General features: G+C 65.4%; 11 protein-coding genes. 8 read left to right on the forward strand and 3 right to left on the reverse strand.

Going from position 1 to position 17,403, the window contains the following annotated elements; translation table 11 throughout:
- Nucleotides 1–155: 155 nt before the first annotated feature.
- Genes LZC95_08755 through glyS form a run of 3 tightly spaced genes read right to left on the reverse strand, consistent with a single transcriptional unit; the run spans nucleotide 156 to nucleotide 5,675 of the window.
- Nucleotides 156–734, reverse strand: coding sequence for a Uma2 family endonuclease (locus tag LZC95_08755; protein WXA96926.1), 579 nt, complete (start codon nucleotides 732–734; stop codon nucleotides 156–158).
- 14 nt (nucleotides 735–748) lie between these two features.
- The gene (gene ppdK, locus LZC95_08760) at nucleotides 749–3,481 is read right to left on the reverse strand and encodes a pyruvate, phosphate dikinase (GenBank protein WXA96927.1); all 2,733 of its coding nucleotides are present in this window, start codon (nucleotides 3,479–3,481) and stop codon (nucleotides 749–751) included.
- A gap of 58 nt (nucleotides 3,482–3,539) precedes the next feature.
- On the reverse strand, nucleotides 3,540–5,675 hold the full coding sequence (gene glyS / locus LZC95_08765; protein WXA96928.1) for a glycine--tRNA ligase subunit beta: 2,136 nt from the start codon (nucleotides 5,673–5,675) through the stop codon (nucleotides 3,540–3,542).
- Between the two features lie 34 nt (nucleotides 5,676–5,709).
- Here glyS and ruvB point away from each other — a divergent pair, with 34 nt between their 5' ends.
- From ruvB to LZC95_08805, 8 genes are all read left to right on the forward strand, one after another.
- Nucleotides 5,710–6,786: a Holliday junction branch migration DNA helicase RuvB gene (gene ruvB / locus LZC95_08770; GenBank protein ID WXA96929.1), complete on the forward strand. Its 1,077-nt coding sequence runs from the start codon at nucleotides 5,710–5,712 to the stop codon at nucleotides 6,784–6,786.
- Between the two features lie 82 nt (nucleotides 6,787–6,868).
- On the forward strand, nucleotides 6,869–8,866 hold the full coding sequence (locus LZC95_08775) for a PAS domain S-box protein (GenBank protein ID WXA96930.1): 1,998 nt from the start codon (nucleotides 6,869–6,871) through the stop codon (nucleotides 8,864–8,866).
- Entirely contained in the window at nucleotides 8,866–10,248 is a 1,383-nt protein-coding gene (locus LZC95_08780) for an ATP-binding protein (protein WXA96931.1), read from the forward strand. Before LZC95_08775 ends, LZC95_08780 begins: the two co-directional genes overlap by 1 nt.
- A 232-nt stretch (nucleotides 10,249–10,480) precedes the next feature.
- Entirely contained in the window at nucleotides 10,481–11,902 is a 1,422-nt protein-coding gene (locus LZC95_08785; GenBank protein ID WXA96932.1) for a serine/threonine protein kinase, read from the forward strand.
- Between the two features lie 5 nt (nucleotides 11,903–11,907).
- Nucleotides 11,908–13,416: a hypothetical protein gene (locus LZC95_08790; protein ID WXA96933.1), complete on the forward strand. Its 1,509-nt coding sequence runs from the start codon at nucleotides 11,908–11,910 to the stop codon at nucleotides 13,414–13,416.
- Between the two features lie 2 nt (nucleotides 13,417–13,418).
- Nucleotides 13,419–14,390 (forward strand): hypothetical protein, encoded by a 972-nt coding sequence (locus tag LZC95_08795; GenBank protein ID WXA96934.1) that lies wholly within the window; start codon nucleotides 13,419–13,421, stop codon nucleotides 14,388–14,390.
- 107 nt (nucleotides 14,391–14,497) lie between these two features.
- Nucleotides 14,498–15,205: a hypothetical protein gene (locus LZC95_08800; protein ID WXA96935.1), complete on the forward strand. Its 708-nt coding sequence runs from the start codon at nucleotides 14,498–14,500 to the stop codon at nucleotides 15,203–15,205.
- Between the two features lie 2 nt (nucleotides 15,206–15,207).
- Nucleotides 15,208–17,394 (forward strand): hypothetical protein, encoded by a 2,187-nt coding sequence (locus tag LZC95_08805; protein WXA96936.1) that lies wholly within the window; start codon nucleotides 15,208–15,210, stop codon nucleotides 17,392–17,394.
- Nucleotides 17,395–17,403: the final 9 nt, after the last annotated feature.

Raw genomic sequence — 17,403 nt, forward strand, 5'->3', positions numbered from 1 at the left:
GTTAGCGTGTGATGACTCACTTCTCACAACCACAGGACCGATGCAGGACCGATTGCATCTCCGCCTGGATCCTCATCGACCGGGGCAAAGGGTCCAATCGATGGCATGTACACGCAACTCGCGCGACGCGCCCACCCGAAGCGTGCGCGCGAAAGCTATTGGGCTTTGCGCGGCAGGATGCGCGAAACCTCGATGGCCAGATCCGAAAAGGCGAGGGGAGCGATGGTGTCACCTTCGCGGTAACGTGCGATCGTCTGGTAGACGCCCGCCGCGGGCTCGCGGTGCACTTCGATGATGCGATCCAGGAGGTTCACGACCCAATAATCGGGAACGTCGGCCTGCGCGTAGATGCCCGGCTTGAGCTCGCGGTCCTTTTTCAGACTGGAGTCGGCCACCTCGATGACCCAGAGCGCCGTTTGCGGGTGCTCGTTGTCGTAGTCCCCCAGCGGAACGACCGCCACATCCGGTTCAGGTTCCGAGTCATCGCTCAGCGACAGCGGCAACTGAATTCTTACCTCGGCTCGGCCCTCGAGCGGAGCCAACAGGCAATGGTTCAGACGCGAGACCGTCGACGCGTGCGGCCCATGCTGCGGACTCATGAGCACGAGCCTACCACGCAGCAATTCGAGGCGTTCTCCTTCGAACGCCCCGGCTGCTACCAGCCGATCGTACTCGACCCGAAGCAGGGGACGAATCTGGTCCGGCGCGACATCTTCGACGGAAACAGAGTTCATCCCCCAACTATACCCTAGGCCGGCTGCGTGCGCAGGCGCAGGGCCGCCTGCGAGACCGCGAGGCGCGCAATGGGCACGCGGAATGGCGAGCAGCTCACGTAATCGAGGCCCACGGTTTGGAAGAAATGGCACGACGCGGGATCGCCGCCGTGCTCACCGCAAATGCCCAATTTGATGTTCGGGCGCGTCTTGCGTCCGCGCTCGACCGCGAGCTTTACCAGCGCGCCGACGCCCTCGGTGTCGATCGACACGAAGGGATCCTTCGGCAGAAGGCCCGTCTCCACGTACGCGGGCAGGAACTTCCCTGCATCGTCACGCGAAAGGCCCATGGCCGATTGGGTCAAATCGTTCGTGCCGAAGGAGAAGAACTCCGCCACCTTCGCCAATTCGTCGGCCACGATGGCCGCGCGCGGAAGCTCCACCATCGTCCCGAAGGAGAACGGTACCGCCTTCTTCCCGGCGAACACCTCGGCCGCCACCTTGTCCACGATGACCCGCATCCGATCCAATTCCCCCGCCGTAATGGCCAGGGGAATCATGATCTCCGGGTACACCTCGGTCCCGTCGGCCGCGACCTGCGCCGCCGCCTCCAGGATCGCGCGCACCTGCATCGCGTAAATCTCGGGGTACGTGATGGCGAGACGGCAGCCGCGGTGCCCGAGCATCGGGTTGAACTCGTGCAGCTCCTTCGTGCGATCCTGCAGCCGCTCCACCGACACGCCCATGGTGCGCGACAGCTGCTGCAGCTGCTTCGGATCGTGCGGCAAGAACTCGTGCAGCGGCGGGTCGAGCAGGCGGATCGTCACCTTGAGCCCGCGCATCTCCTGGAAGATGCCCACGAAGTCCGCCCGCTGGAACGGAATCAGCTTCGCCAGTGCGCGTTCGCGCGATTGCACGTCGTCGGCAAGGATCATCTCACGCATGGCGCTGATGCGTTCCTCGTCGAAGAACATGTGCTCGGTGCGGCAAAGGCCGATGCCCTCGGCGCCGAACGAACGCGCCGTGCGGGCATCGAGCGGCGTGTCGGCATTGGCTCGCACCTTCATCGTGCGAACCTTGTCCGCCCAGGCCATGAGCTCCCCGAATTCGCCCGCGAGCGCGGCCGGAATCGTGGGCACCTCGCCCGCGTAAATCGTGCCCGTCGAGCCATCGATGGTCACGACGTCGCCCTTCTTCAAGGTCACCACCTCGGCCTGGCGGCCCGCGTCGTCGTAGACGCTGATGGTGAGCTTCTCTTCCGCGTAATTGATGCTCGCGGCCGAACACCCCGCGATGCACGCCTTGCCCATGCCGCGCGCGATGACCGCCGCGTGGCTCGTCATGCCGCCGCGCGACGTGATGATACCGCGCGCCGCCTTCATGCCGTGGATGTCCTCCGGCGACGTCTCGATGCGCACCAGAATGACCGGCTTGCCCTGGCTCGCGCGCTTCTCCGCCTCGTCGGCGCTGAAGACGATGTGGCCCACGGCCGCCCCGGGGCTCGCCGCGAGGCCGCGCGCGAGGAACTTCTTCGGCGCCTTGGGATCCAAGGTCGGGTGCAGCAGCTGATCGAGCGAGCTCGCATCCACGCGAAGGATCGCTTCCTCTTCCGTGATGAGCTTTTCCTTGCACTGCTCCACGGCAATGCGCACGGCCGCGCGGCTCGTGCGCTTTCCCGAGCGGCACTGCAGCATGTACAGCTTGCCCGATTGGATGGTGAACTCGAGGTCCTGCATGTCGCGGAAGTGCGCCTCGAGGGTGTCGCAAATCTTGGTCAGGGCGCGGTACGCATCGGGCATCTTCAGCTCGAGCGAATCCGGCGAGCCATCGATGGGGAACGGCGTGCGGATGCCCGCGACGACGTCCTCGCCCTGGGCCTTGGGCAGCCACTCTCCGAACAGCTTCTTCTCGCCGGTCGACGGGTTGCGCGTGAAGGCCACGCCGGTGGCGCTGGTGTCGCCCAAGTTGCCGAACACCATTGCTTGCACATTGCATGCAGTTCCCCAGCTATCGGGAATGTCGTGCATGCGGCGGTAGACGATCGCGCGGTGCGTGTTCCACGACTTGAACACCGCGCGGATGGCCCCGCGCAGCTGCTCCAGCGGATCGCTGGGGAAGTCGTTGCCCGAGGCCTTCTTCACCAGCGCCTTGAACTCGACGACGAGCGCCTTCAAATCCTCGGCGGACAGCTCCGAGTCGGGCACCTTCTTCTTGAGTTCTTCCGCGTTGATGCGCGTGACGTCGTGACCCTTGGCCTGCGCCGTTTTGATGCGCAGCTTGTCGAGCGCATGGTTGAACGGCTCACGGTCGATCTCCAGCGCGACGTCCGAATACATTGCGATGAAGCGGCGGTAGGCGTCGTACGCGAAGCGCGCATCGCCCGTCTTCTTTGCCAGGCCCTCGGCACACGCGTCGTTCAGACCGAGATTCAAAATCGTGTCCATCATGCCCGGCATCGACGCGCGGGCGCCCGAGCGCACGCTGACCAGGAGCGGATTCTCCGGATCGCCGAACTTCATCCCGGTGGAGGCTTCCACCTTCTTCAGCGCTTCGGCGATCTCGGCATCGACGCCCTCGGGCAATCCAGGCTGCCCCGGATTCGCGAAGTAGGCCGTGCACACCTCCGTCGAGATGGTGAGACCGGGCGGGACAGGAAGCCCCAAGCCCGTCATTTCAGCCAGGCCGGCACCTTTGCCGCCCAGAAGATCGCGCCGTTTGCTGTCTCCTTCGGCCTTCCCCTCCCCAAAGAAGAAAACCCTTTTGGTCATGATGCTCTCCTAGGCAAACCTATCGTTTGAACTGTAACGCAACGCATCCAATACCCCATCACCCTAGTTTCGAGAAGTCACCGATGCGCAGCATGCTCTTGGCCCCATACGAGAGAAGCTCGAGACGCTTGGGCGTGTTCGCGTCGTTGGGATCATTCACGAGCGTCGAGACGAAGATCTCGTCGATGCGTTTCGCGAGTTCCTCGGCTTGGTGCAGGGCCTTCGAAACGGATCCCTCGCTGTCCAAGCTCGCGGTGACCGATTCGATGGCGCGCACCACGTCGTGGATGGTCGCGTCCTTGTCCGACGAGAGGAAGACGTCCTTCGGATGCAGGACGGGCTTCGCGTCTTTGCTGATGCCATTGAGGCGTTTCGCCACGGTGCGTGCTTTCTCGAGCCATGGTGCTCCCGAGCTCACCACCGCTTGCAGCGCGCGTGCCTTCGCCATCGCGAAGAACGGGTAGCTCTCGATGGGCGCCTCGGTGCCCGACGTAAAGGCGTATCCCGCGAGCACGGCATCGGCCACCTGCGTGCTGGTGCGCGTGGCCATCAAGTTGCGCAGGCGCTCGCGCGCGAACTCGCTGACCTTCGTCACCGTTTCCTCGCGCCCTAGGTCCAGCTTTTTATCGGCGAACAATTCGTACGCGAGCCCTACGAGCTCGCCCACGTGCAGCCTGCCGTAGGCGGGGTTTTCCTCCGCGGACTCGATGAGGATGCGCAGCAGCGCGATCGTCGCCCGACGCAGGGCATACGGGTCGGCGGTGCCCGTGGGCGAGAGGCCGATGGCAAAACATCCGACCAATGTGTCCAGGCGATCCGCCAAGGCGACGGCGCGGGCCACGTCGCCGGGGGGAATGCCATCGTCGGCGCCGACGGGGCGATAATGATCGCGGATCGCATCCGCCACGGCGCCGTCTTCACCGGCGTTCTGGGCGTAGGCGCGACCCATGTGGCCTTGGAGCTCGGGGAACTCGCCGACCATCAGCGAGACGAGATCGTTCTTCGCGAGATGCGCCGCGCGCTGGATCTTCGCCACGTCCGACAATCCGAGCCGCTCGGCGATGCGCGTGGCGAGCTTCTCGATGCGGGCCACCTTGTCGCGCACCGTGCCCAGCTTGTTGACGAACACGATGCCCGCGAGCTTCTCCACGCGGGTCTCGACGTTGACCTTCTTGTCCTCCTCGAAGAAGAACCGCGCGTCCGACAACCGCGCGCGCATGACCGAGTCATTGCCCCGCGCGATCTTGTCCGGCCGATTCGCCGTGTTCACCACGGTGAGGTAATGCGGCAAAAGCTCGTCCGGACCTTTTTCCACGCAGAAGTACTTCTGATGCCCGCGCGCCGCCGCCCGAATGACCGAGGCCGGAAGCGAGAGAAACGCCGGCGCGAAGCTTCCCACCACCGTGTGGGGCTCCTCGACCAGCGATGCATTCTCTGCGACCAGCGACGGATCCGGATCGTAGGAGCCACCCAGCTCCTTCGCCGCGCGCGCCACGCCCTCCATCATGGTGCGCGCCCGCTCGTCGCGATCGACCAGCACGTGCGCGCCGCGCAAGGTCTCGACGTAGCTGTCGGCATTGGCGATGCTCAGCGTCCCCGGCGCCAAAAAGCGATGGCCGTAGGTCTTTCGGTCGCTCTTCACGCCCGCGAAGGTCGCATCGATGATCTTGTCGCCCAGCAGCAGCACCAGCCATTGCACCGGCCGCCCGAAGGTCGCATCGCCCGAGCCCCACCGCATCGATTTGCGGAACGGAATGGCCGCGCAAATCTCGGCAAACGCATCCCCCAAAAGAGCGGTGGCCTCGCGCCCTTGCTCTTTGCGCCGCGCCACCACGTAGCGTCCCGGCTTTTGCTTCGGGCCCGCGGCTTTCTCCACCACCGTGAGCTCGGAGGCGGGCACGCCCACCTTGGCGGCAAAGGCCTCGGCCGCGCGCGTGGGCTTTCCATCCTTGAACGCGGCGGTTTCCGGCGGGCCGATGACCTCTTCGTCGAGGCTCGTTTGCGCGGTCGCAAGCTCGTGCACCAACACCGCGAGCCGGCGCGGGGTACCCAGCGCATAGACATTGCCATGCGAAAGGCGAAGGCTCAGAAGCTTGTCCTTCACCAGGTTGGGAAGCGCGGCGAGCGCAGCATCGACGAAGGACGAGGGAAGTTCCTCGACGCCAATCTCCAGAAGCAGCGTAGGTCGTGTCATCGCAGGATGGGCAAGATATGCTATGGCCCCCACCATGGCGAGCACCAAGTCCCGGTCGAAAACGCCGCCCGAAGCCCCGGTTGATCGAGCTCTCGACGGCGCCGCCCAAGGGGACGACGTTCGGTTCGACCGCACCTTGCGACCGCAGCGGTTCGACGATTACGTCGGGCAGAGCAAGCACAAGGAGAACCTCCGCATCTTCGTCGAGGCGGCGCGCCAGCGCGGCGAACCGCTCGATCATCTCTTGCTTTGCGGCCCGCCCGGCTTGGGCAAGACCACCCTGGCGCAGATCCTTGCGCACGAAATGGGGGTCGAGCTCCACATGACCAACGGCCCGGTGGTGGAGCACAAGGGATCGCTCGCCGGGTTGCTCACCAAGCTGCAGCCGCGCGACATCTTGTTCATCGACGAGATCCACCGGCTCAATCCCGTCGTCGAAGAAAGCCTCTACCCGGCCATGGAGGACTTTCGCATCGATGTCATGACGGGGGAGGGGGCCTTCTCCTCCTCACTGCAGATCCCCGTCAGCCCCTTTACCTTGGTCGGCGCCACCACGCGCACCGGCCTATTGACCGCGCCGCTCTTTTCGCGATTCGGTCACGTGCTGCGCCTCGATTTCTACCCGCCCGAGGATCTGGCCCGCATCGTCATGCGCAGCGCCGGCCTGCTCGAGGTGAGCATCGACCCCCGCGCCGCCGACGAGATTGCACTGCGCTCGCGCGGCACGCCCCGCATTGCCAATCGCCTTTTGCGCCGGGTGCGCGACTTTGCGCAAGTCCTCGGCACCGGAAAAATCGACATTCCCATCGTCCGCGATGCGTGCTCCCGGCTGGAGGTCGACAGCGCCGGCTTCGACGAAATGGATCGCCGTTTGCTGCGGGTCATCATCGAAGACTACGAAGGCGGCCCCGTGGGGGTGGAGACATTGGCCGCCGCATTGGGCGAGCCCCGGGACACCATCGAGGACGTGTACGAGCCTTATTTGCTGCAGCAAGGATATTTGGGCAGGACGCCCCGAGGCCGTGTGGCCACGAAAAAGGCCTTCGCACACCTGGGGATAGCGCTCACTGGCGAGCCCGAGTCATTAAGTACCCAGAAAAAGCTGTTCTAATAACTGGCGGTCCCGAGCGAACCTGCGTAAAATCCATGGGACGGTGAGCAGTCGGCCGGTCCTCGTCGTTGATGACGATACAGTGAGTCGACACGTTCTGTGTCAAGCCCTCACGCAGGCCGAGCTGCGCCATGTGGCCGTGGGCTCTGGCACCGAAGCGCTGCAGAAGATCCGCGAGGTCGACCCGTGCATCGTGGTGCTCGACTTGGTCATGCCTCCGCCCGATGGCTATGAAATCCTTGGTCATTTGCGGGCACAGCCCGAAACACGCGACCTGCCGGTCGTCGTTCTGACGGCACTCGATGCCGACAATGAGATCGCCCGCGCCTTCGAGGCCGGTGCCGATGACTTCGTGCGCAAGCCCTTCAAGCCGGTCGAGCTCGTTGCCCGCATCCGCGGCCAGCTCCGCCTGCGCGCCGTCATGGAGGAGCTGGCTCGCAAGGAAAAAGACGCCCAGGTCGTTCTCGAGCTGACCCAGGCCCTCGCCTCCAACCTGGATTTTCGCGGCATCCTCTTCACCGTCGTCCAGCGCATCGCGGAAGTCGCGAAGGTCGACCGCGTTTCCATCGTCCTCGTGAGCGAGCAGGCGGATCTCGGTTATGTCGTCGCCGCCTCGGACAATGCCGAGCTGCGCGATCTGCCCATTGATCTCTCCAAGTACCCGGAGATTCGCCAGGTCCTCGACAATGGCGAGCCCCTCGTCATCACCGACGCCGAGACGCACCCGCTGCTCGAAATCGTGCGCCACGGTGCGCGGGCCCACGCCGGGGCGCGCGCATTCGCGTCCATTGCCATTCTGCCCATTCTTTACGAAGGCCGCCCCATGGGCGTGCTCTTCGTGCGCTCCAAGAGCACCTTCGCCTTCGGCGAGCACGAGCTGGCGCTCTGCAAAACCGTGTCGAACGCCATGGCCATCGCCCTGCGCAACGCGCGCGTGCTCCAGTCGCTGCGCGATCAGACGCAAAAGGTGAACGTGGCGCGCTTCGAGGCCGAGCGTCGTTTGCGTTCGCTGCAGCGCTACGCGGACTTCTTCGAAAGCTCTGCCGACGGCATCGTGGTCATCGACAGCGAAGGGCGCCTTCTCTTTTCCAATCCGAAGGCGCGCGAAATCACGGGCTACTCCGAGACGGATTTTCGCGGGCGTCGTCTTGGGGACATGTTCGACGAAACGGACATCGCCAAGGCGCGCGAGCTTCGCGACGGTTTTGCCCAGGGGCATTTCCCTCGCGGCGTCGACGTGCGCATCCGCAACAAGGAAGGCCAGCAGGCCACCTTGAGCATCAACTTCAACTCGGTGCTTCGCGAAGAGGGCGTGGTGCTCTGCAGTTTCCGCGACGTGACGCACGAGCGCACCGTCGAAGCCGACTTGGTGAAGACGCGCGACTTCCTCCGCCGCATCATCGACACCTCGGGCGATGCCATCATCAGCGCGGACATGCAAGGCCGCGTCCTCGTCTTCAACAACGCCGCCGAGCGCATATACGGGCGCCCCACGCGCGAAGTCATCGGCTCCGACGTGCGCGAGCTCTACCCGCCGGGTGTCGCGCGCAACATCATGCGAATGATCCGTGAGGGCGGCGGCCGCATCGAGGGGGTTCGCACCGAAGTGCTCGACCGCGAAAAGAATCGGGTCCCCGTGGCGCTATCTGCCGCGTTTCTCTACGAACAGGAGACGCTGGTCGGTTCGGTGGGTATCTTCACGGACTTGCGTGAGAAAGTTCGCATGGAGCAACGTCTCGCCCAGGCGCAAGAACAGTTGCTGGCGCAGGAGCGGCAGGCCATCGTGGCCGAGCTTGCCGGTGCCGCCGCGCACGAATTGAATCAGCCGCTCACCAGTGTGATGGCGTACGCAGAACTGATTAAACGTCGTCTCGATGCGGAGTCGCCCGTGTTTGCCGCGGTCGATGTCATTTTCAACGAGGCCGAGCGGATGGCCGAAATCGTCCGGAAAATCGGGAAGATCACCCGATACGAAACGAAGGCGTACGTTGGCCAAGCCAAGATTTTGGATCTGGACAAGGCGAGCGACGAGGGGGAAGACAACAACGTAGCCGCGGCACTCGGGAAGGCGGGCGATTGATGGCGCAGAAAAAACCGGGCGATCCCGTTTCGGCGCCGCCGCTTTCGGACGTACAGCAGCGCACGAGTGACGTGGTCTTCACGGATCGTGAGGAGGTTTCGACATCGAGCCGGATGCGCGGGGCAGGCCCAGCATCGGGTCTCAAGCGGCAGCTGGATGTCGATTTGGAAGATTCGCACGTGGCCGGTTTCATCGATCGTGAGGCGGCGTTCGACCTGCTGATTCAGCTTGCCTGCGATCTTCCCGTGGCCGATGGCGACGAGGCGGTGGTGCGGGCCATGGTGAACGGCCTGGCCGAGATCCTGCCGATGTGTGGCGTGGGGGTGTGCTTCGTCGAGAACCCCGTCATGGTGAAGGTGCTTGGCGCACCGATGGCCGCGCGCGACATGCGCCAGCGGGTCATTTTGCATCACGGGCCGGGCGAGCACGCGCACGATCGGGTCGACCCGACGCGGTTGTTCCCCGACTACCCGAGTGAGGTCATCGTCGAGGTTCCCGGCGACAGCGGCGGGGCCACATTGCATGCAGCGTTTCAAGAGGACAACGTCGCGGGCAAGGACGCATTGGTCTCGAGCATTCTTCGCCGCGCGGTGATGGTGCTCAAGCGGGGGCGCCAGCACGCGGAGGCCCACGCCATTGCCCACGCCGCGCGCCATTCCGTGATGACCTTGAATGCGCAAATGGTGCAGGCGGAGAAGCTTGCCTCACTCGGGCAGATTGCCGCGGGCATGGTGCACGAGCTCAATAATCCGCTGACATCGATTGTCGCGTATACCGATTATCTGACGAAGCGTTGGATGGCCAAACGCGATCACGCAGACCCGGATGAACTGGAGCGACTGCGGCGCATCGGCGAATCGGCGCACCGGCTTTTGCGTTTCACGCGCGATTTGGTGACGTATGCGCGCCCCGCCGGGGAAATCCCGATTCCCGTGGTTTTGCATGGCGTGATTGACCAAGCATTGGTCTTTTGCGAGCACCTTTTGGGCGAGACGAGCACGCGTGTGGAACGCCGTTTTGGCGATGGCGTGTTACCGGTGCGCGGATTGCCGGAGCAGCTCACCCAGGTTTTCGTCAATCTGATTACCAATGCATGCCATGCCATGCCGCGCGGCGGAATCCTCACCATCACCACCGAGCTGGTCGACGGCGATCGCTCCGTGCGCGTGGTGGTGACCGACACGGGCTGCGGCATTTTGCCGGAAGACCAAGCGCGCATCTTCACCCCATTCTTCACGACGAAAAAAGACGGCAAGGGAACGGGCCTGGGCCTGGCCATCGTGAAGAGCATCGTCGAGACCCACAACGGCAACATCGCCGTCGAAAGCGAACCCGATCGCGGCGCCACCTTCGCCCTCGTGTTGCCCGTAGCTACGCGCTGAGCGCAGTTTCCCCCGAGAAGATTGAACAGGGAGGGGGGGAGGCGGGGAGGTTAACGACGCGAATCCCACCGCGCACCGTGGCTTTTTTGTGGTTTTCAATGGGCCTACTGAGCCACTGAAAAGCAAAAGAAGCTTCGGTGCGCGGTGGGATTTGTGCCGTATCCCTCCCCGCCTCCCCCCCTCCCTGTGAATTCTCTCCTTCGCCGAGCGGGTTAGCGGTATCATTCCGCGCGTGAGCATTGCTGCGGGGACGGTCGTCGCGGGGAAATACCGCGTGGATCGTGTCATCGGGACGGGGGGGATGGGGTTCGTCGTCGCCGCGACCCACCTCCAGCTCGAGCAGAAGGTTGCGCTCAAGTTTTTGCGCAATGAGTCGATGGATAACCCCGAGGTGGTGGAGCGCTTCCTTCGCGAGGCGCGCGCCAGCGTGAGGCTTCGCGGCGAGCACGTCGCGCGTGTGCACGACGTGGGCGTTCATGACGACGGCCGCCCGTTCATGGTCATGGAATACCTCGAGGGCGACGATCTATCGCGCACCCTCAAGGTGCGCGGACCGCTGTCGGTCGAGGAAACCGTCGATTACATGCTGCAGGTGTGCGAGGCGCTGGCCGAGGCGCATGCGCTGGGCATCGTTCATCGCGATCTCAAACCGGCGAATCTTTTCCTGACGCGAACGCCGGCCGGCCTGCCCTTGATCAAAGTGCTCGACTTCGGCATTTCCAAGGCGAATCCGCTGGGCGATGCCGGGACGTCGGCGCCATCGATCACGTCCAGTGCATCGATGCTCGGGTCGCCGGGTTACATGGCGCCGGAGCAAATGCGCTCCTCGCGCGACGTGGATGCGCGCAGCGACATTTGGTCGATTGGGATCATTCTATTCCGTCTGGTGTCGGGGCATGTGCCCTTTCACGGCGATACCTTGGGCGATTTGCTGCACAAGGTGATGAGCGAGCCGACGCCGTCGCTGCGCACGCACTGCCCGAATCTGCCGCCGGGTTTCGAGCAGGTCGTCGAAAAGTGCCTCATGAAGCAGCGCATCGACCGATATGCGAACCTGGCGGAGTTGGCGACGGCGCTGGCACCGTTCGCGGGGGTCGATTCGGCGCGGCTTTCCGCGCATCGCGTGGCGATGGTGCTGAGTGGGGCGGGCGTGTCGCGTCCGTCGTTGCCCTCGGCAGGTACGCCGGCCGCGCCTGCGGTGTCGGCGAATCAGGCGACCACGAATGGCACGGGCACCACGCGCGCAGCGTGGACGGGCACCGGCTCGGACAAACGGCGGCTGACGAAATTGTCGGCGGGTATCGCGGTCACGGCGATGGTGGCGACATTGGCCGCCGTCGGTGCGGTGATTGGGGCTTTCGTGGTGCGAGGGCGGGGCATGTCCCCGGCAGCTGCGGCAGCCGATGTCAGTTCGACAATGGTGTCGGCGTCGGCGGCAAGCGCGTCGGCGCCTTCCATTGCACCTCTGCCCACCCCGGCCGAGCTCAAAGAAATCCCTGCCATCGTCCAATCCGCGCCTTCGGCGACTGTCCACCGCCCCGCGGGCCGTCCGACGAACCCCGCGGCCACAGTAAAAGCGAAGCCGAAAGCAAAGGCTTCGGCGTCGGCGATGGAGTCGGTGGTTGCGCCGGACATTCCTTCGACGCGAGAGTAGCGTTCGTGACACGGTCGTCGCTTCTTTTGCTCCTTGCCGCGGTGGGCGGCGCGATTGCTTGCAACGCGATTCTCGGCATCGAAGACGTACACCTCGATGATAGTACCGACTCGTCGGTGGATTCCGGCGTCGACGCGGCCATCGATCCGAAGTGCGAACCTTCTCCGCGCGACGATGCCTCCGTTTTGCGCGATGGGTGCGGCGTTTTCGCGGCGCCCTCGGGCAGCAACGACGCCGCCGGCACACGGGACGCCCCGGTGAAAAGCGTCGCCCGGGCCATCGAGCTCGCCCTCGCGAAACGCGTGCCGCACGTGTACCTCTGCGCCGCGCCCTACGGCGAGTCGTTGCACATCGATGGCGCCCAAGCGCACTTCAATATGGGCGTCTACGGTGGCCTCGCCTGCCCGGGCGCCGTCAACGCGTGGAGCCTCACCGACGCACGCGCCCGCGTGAGCCCTGCAACCGGAATGGCCCTTCGCATCGAAAATGCGCGCGCGAACGTGACCATCGAGGACATCGACTTCTCCGTGGGCGACGCCGTCGCGCCGGGAGAGTCCAGCGTCGCCGGCTACGTGAGCGACGCAGGCTCGGTCATCTTGCGCCGCGCATCCTTCACGGCGGGCAAGGGCATGACGGGAGCGGACGCCCTCCCGCCACAAAAGCCCATGCAGGGCGACGTCAATGGAATCTCTGGCGACAACGGGGGCGGCTCGAAGCTGTGCGAATGCTTGCCCTCGAGCCTGACCAGCCGCGGCGGCGCTGCCGGGAGCAACGAGCGCTCGGGCGGCGAAAATGGCTCGCCGGGCGGTGCGCTCGGTGGTCTTCCCGTCATCGACGATGCGGGACGCAACCGCTCGCCGTGCGGCGAGGACGGCGGCTTGGATGGCGCCCACGATGGAGGCTCCGGTACGTCCGGCAAAAACGGCGCTCCAGGAAAACACGGCACGGACGCAGGACTGGGCACCATCGGCGCCGATGGATGGCAACCCATGGCCGGCATCGACGGCACCGATGGCGAGATGGGCCAAGGTGGCGGCGGCGGGCGCGGTGGAAATTGCTCCACGCCCCAAGGTGGTGGCGGTGGTTGCGGAGGCTGCGGAGGGACCGGCGCCCAAGGAGGGAAGGGCGGTGGGGCGAGCATCGCACTCCTCGTGAAGTCCTCGGGCGTGCGGCTCGCGGATGTCGCCCTCACTGCGAACGACGCAGGCAACGGCGGCAAGAGCTACAAAGGCACCGAAGCCCTTCCCGGCGGCAGGCGCGGTGATCCGGCCGGTGATCAGCCCTGCGCATGCTGGGGAGGAAACGGCGGCAACGGCGGTGCAGGTGGCAGCGGCGGCGGCGGCGCGGGGGGCCTCTCGGTGGGCCTTCTCTACAGCGGCGACCCACCGCAGTACGAGCCGGGCACCCTGAAGGTGAGCATCGGCAAGCCCGGATCCGGAGGCCGCCCAGGCGACGGCGCCGCACCAGGGCGCAACGGGTTGGCCGAAAATATCCTCGACACGAAGGGCTTCTGACCATGCGAAGCGTCGTTCCCGCGGTCCTCGTCCTCGCCTTGGCGGCCGGCCCGGCCTACGCCGCCGATCCTCCCGCCTCGTCCTCGTCCGAGAACGCCGCCGCTGCGGAATCCCTCTTTCAGGATGCCCGCAAGCTCATCGCCGAAAAGCGCTACGCCGAAGCGTGCCCCAAGTTTGCCGCGAGCCAGCGGCTCTCTCCGGCCGTGGGCACCTTGCTCAACCTTGGCGATTGCTACGAGAAGCTCGGCAAAACCGCGAGTGCTTGGGCTACTTACGTGGACGCAGCCTCCGCCGCCCAGCGCCTCAACCGCGCCGACCGCGAACGAACCGCGCGTACCCTCGCGGCCGCGGTGGAGGCAAAGCTCTCGCGGATGACCCTCCGGGTCGACAAGGCCGTGCCGGGCCTTCTCATCAAACGCGACGGGGTGGCCGTGGACGATGCCGCCTTGGGCGTGGCTGTGCCGCTCGATCCGGGCAAGCACCAGCTCGAGGCGACCGCCCCGGGCAAGAAGCCGTGGACCTCGACCGTCGACGTTGCGGAAAAGGATCGCCTCGACATCCGCATACCGGCCTTGGAGGACGAGCGCGAACACCTTCCCAGCGCGCTCTTGGACGACTCCGCGCTCGAGAAGCCCGAGGAGCCCGCATCCTCGGACCCCGGCAAAACGCGGCGGATCATTGGCATCGGCCTCGTTGGGCTCGGTGTCGTCGGGGTGGGCGCCGGCACCTTCTTCGGATTGAAGGCCAACTCCTCATGGTCCGATTCGCAGGGCTACTGCACGGGCAATCTATGCAACGATGAGCGAGGCGTTTCTCTTGCCTCCGACGCCAAGACCGCCGGTAATATTTCGACCGTGGCGTTCATCACCGGAGCGGTCGCGCTGGCGGCGGGGGCGGTCCTCATTTTGACCGCGCCATCGAAACGAGCATCGCCTTCGTCATCATCCCAAGCGGCTCCACGCAGAAGCTTCTGATGCCTTTCAAACCATGTTTACATGGCTACGCGGCGTCTGTACCGTCTCGGGCACGGGCGTTTCGCGGTGGCTCTCGATTGTCTCGGGCTCGTACGCCCTGGAGGTCCATGTCCCGAAAGGGTTCGTTTTCGCTCCTCGTTGCGGCCGTCGTCTCGGCCATGTCCGGCATGGCACTCGCGAGCTCCGTGCGCGGAAAAATCAGTGGCCAGGAAAAACTCCTGCCCGACGTCTACGCCGAGGCGAGCAAGCCTGATTCGCACCGGTTCACATGGCGCGAGCCTTCGCCGGTCGTGCGCGCGGAGTTTCGCAGCCTCACGGCAAATCCCTCGCGCGACGTGTGCATCGCAGCCTTTGCCTCGGGCAACCAGCCGCCTCACCCGCCCATTCTCGTGAAGGTCACGGGTGGGCACACCAACCCCACCACGTTGGTCGTCGCACCCGGTACGCGCATCTCCTTCGAGAACCTCGATCCATTTCCACATCGCCTGTTCGTCGTTGGAAATGAAGCGTGGAAGGCCGAGGACATGGCCGCCGGCGGCCGGCGTGAGTGGACGGCTGCCCAGGCGGGGCGCGTCGAGTTTCGGGATCAACTCTTTCCCAGCGTCCGCATGTACATCGTGGTCGACCCGCAGGTCGTCGACGTGGCCTTCCCCGCGCGAGACGGCTCGTACGCGTTGAACCTTCCGGCCGGCGACTTCGTGCTGAAGGCCTTCTTCAACGGCCGGCAAGTCGGACGCGCGCTCAGCGTCTCGAGCAAGGAAAAGGGCAACCTCGATCTGAAAGAGCCTCTGAACGTGGGCGAGGGGGGTGGCTGACCATGATGCTCCTTTCGCGTTTTTGGTACGTCTTCCTCAGCCTCCTCATTGCCATTTCGCTGTACGTCTCGTACGTCGCCGTCGGTCAGTACAACCGCCGCAATCAAGTGGCGATGACCGAGGGGCTGGCCTCCGACAGCCAAGTGGTCCGTTGGGCCCTGCAAATCGATGCGCGGCGCCGGCTCGATGCGCTGCTTCCCGCGGCCGTCGACAAGGAAGTGCAAGAGGGGCTCGTGGCCGCGGCCACCAAAGATCCCAAGGATCGCGCCATCCCCAAGGCACGCGAGGACGCGCGCAAGGCGCTCGATACGTTCAATCAGAAGCTCCCGCCGGATTTGAAGTACGACGCGCTCTTCGCGGTGGATCGCGATGGGCGCGTGCTCGCGCACGTGGGCTTCGAGCAGGCCAATGCCTCACCGGACTTCGAGCTGGGTGGTTACCCCGCCGTTTACGACGCGCTGCATGGGTACCTTCGCGACGACACGTGGGTGCTCGGCGGCCGTCTCTATCGCGTTTCCGCGCGCTCGGTCGAATACGACGTGACGCAGCCGCCCGCCGGTGCGGTGGTCGCGCTCCGGTTGATCGATACGCGTTTCGCGCAAGACATTGCCACCCTCACGCGCGCCAACATTGCCTTCTACGCCGCGGGTGTTCGCGTGGCCTCCGCCGTCCCCGCCGGCGCGGAAAGCTTCGACGCGAAGCTTCTCGATCAGCTCACGGGTGAATTGACCCAGGTCGAGGCCGACAAGAATTACCGCGAGTCGGGTCGCACGAACATCCGCACGCTCGATCACGACGATCTCGGTGCCATCTTCGCGCGGTTCGAGGGTGACGCCTGGGAGCAGCGCGCGGGCTTCGTCGTCGCACGGACGCGCGTGTCCATCGGCGGCCCCACCGGCTTCCTCAGCGGCGCCGACGACAAAGACCGCGCGAGCGCGCCGCGGTTCGTGCTGTTTCTCGTGGCGGTCGTCTTCAGCCTCATTGGCGTCGGCTTCTCCTTCCTCGAGCACACGTTGCCGCTCAATGAGATGAAGCGTCAGGCCGAGCGCTTTCGAAAAGGCGAGATCGACCTGTTGCAGCTTTCGCGTTTCCGCGGTCTGTACCGACCGATTGCGACCGACTTGAACGCCGGCGTGGAGCGAATCGCCGAAAAGGGTGGCGCGCCCCGCAAGCTAGCCGACGTGGAAAAGATCCTCGGCCCGGTGCCCGCGCAGCCGGCCATGAGCGCCTTCGCATTTCCTGGGCCCGACGGAAACCAGATGCCGCCGTCGCAGTCCGGATCGGCCCCGCATCCGATCCCGCAAGGCCCTGGAGGCTTCGTTCCGCCGCCATCCGGTGGCCCCGGGCCTGCCCATCGCAATGCGGGGCCGTCGTCGCGGCCTGTGCTTTCCGCGAATTCCACAGGGGGATTTGCGCCCGTGGAACCGCCGTCGCGTCCTGCTTTTGCGGGGCGTCCCCCGCCGCCGCCGTCCGCAGGGATCCCGCCCGGGCCCGGTGCGTACGCGGCTTCGGCCCGCGCCATTCCGCAGTCGTCCCCGCAGCCGCAGCCCCAGTCGGGCAAAATCTCCGCGGCGCAATCGGGGCCTCACGTCGTCCCGTCATCGCGTCCGCCGCTTCCTTCGGGGCATCGTCCTCCGCCTCCTCCCCCGGCGCGGACGTCGCGACCCAATCTCGCGGTGCCGCCCGCGCCAGGTACCCCGCCGCCGCCCGTTCCCGCGCGACCGGTGGGGGTCCCGAGTTCGCACGACTCGGGCGCCGGCCGTCTACCGCCCCCGCCGCCCGGTCAGCGCCCCCCGCCTCCTTTGCAGCGTCCCCAGACCGGCCCCACCTCGGTGGCGCCCCTTTCGCCCGAGACCCGCGCCCTTCTTCAAGAGGCCAAAGAGGACGGCCGCGATCCGGACCGCGTTCTCGACGACGAGCCGGCGACGGTGGTGGGAAGCGCCCCGCGCGAGGTTCTCGCCAAGGCCGCGGGCGAAGAAGCCGAGTGGCGCATCGTTTACGAGGACTTCATTCGCACCAAGAAGCAGTGCGGCGAGCCCACAGAGGGGCTCACTTTTGCCAAGTTCCAACATACATTGAAGAAAAACCGCGACGCCCTCATTGCGCGCCACGGTTGCAAACGCGTGCGATTCTCGGTTTACGTGAAAGAAGGGCGCGCCTCCCTGAAGGCGACACCCGTGAAGGATTGACACTTAGCC

It is taken from the genome of Sorangiineae bacterium MSr12523, assembly GCA_037157775.1.
Taxonomy (GTDB): domain Bacteria; phylum Myxococcota_A; class Polyangia; order Polyangiales; family Polyangiaceae; genus Pendulispora; species Pendulispora brunnea.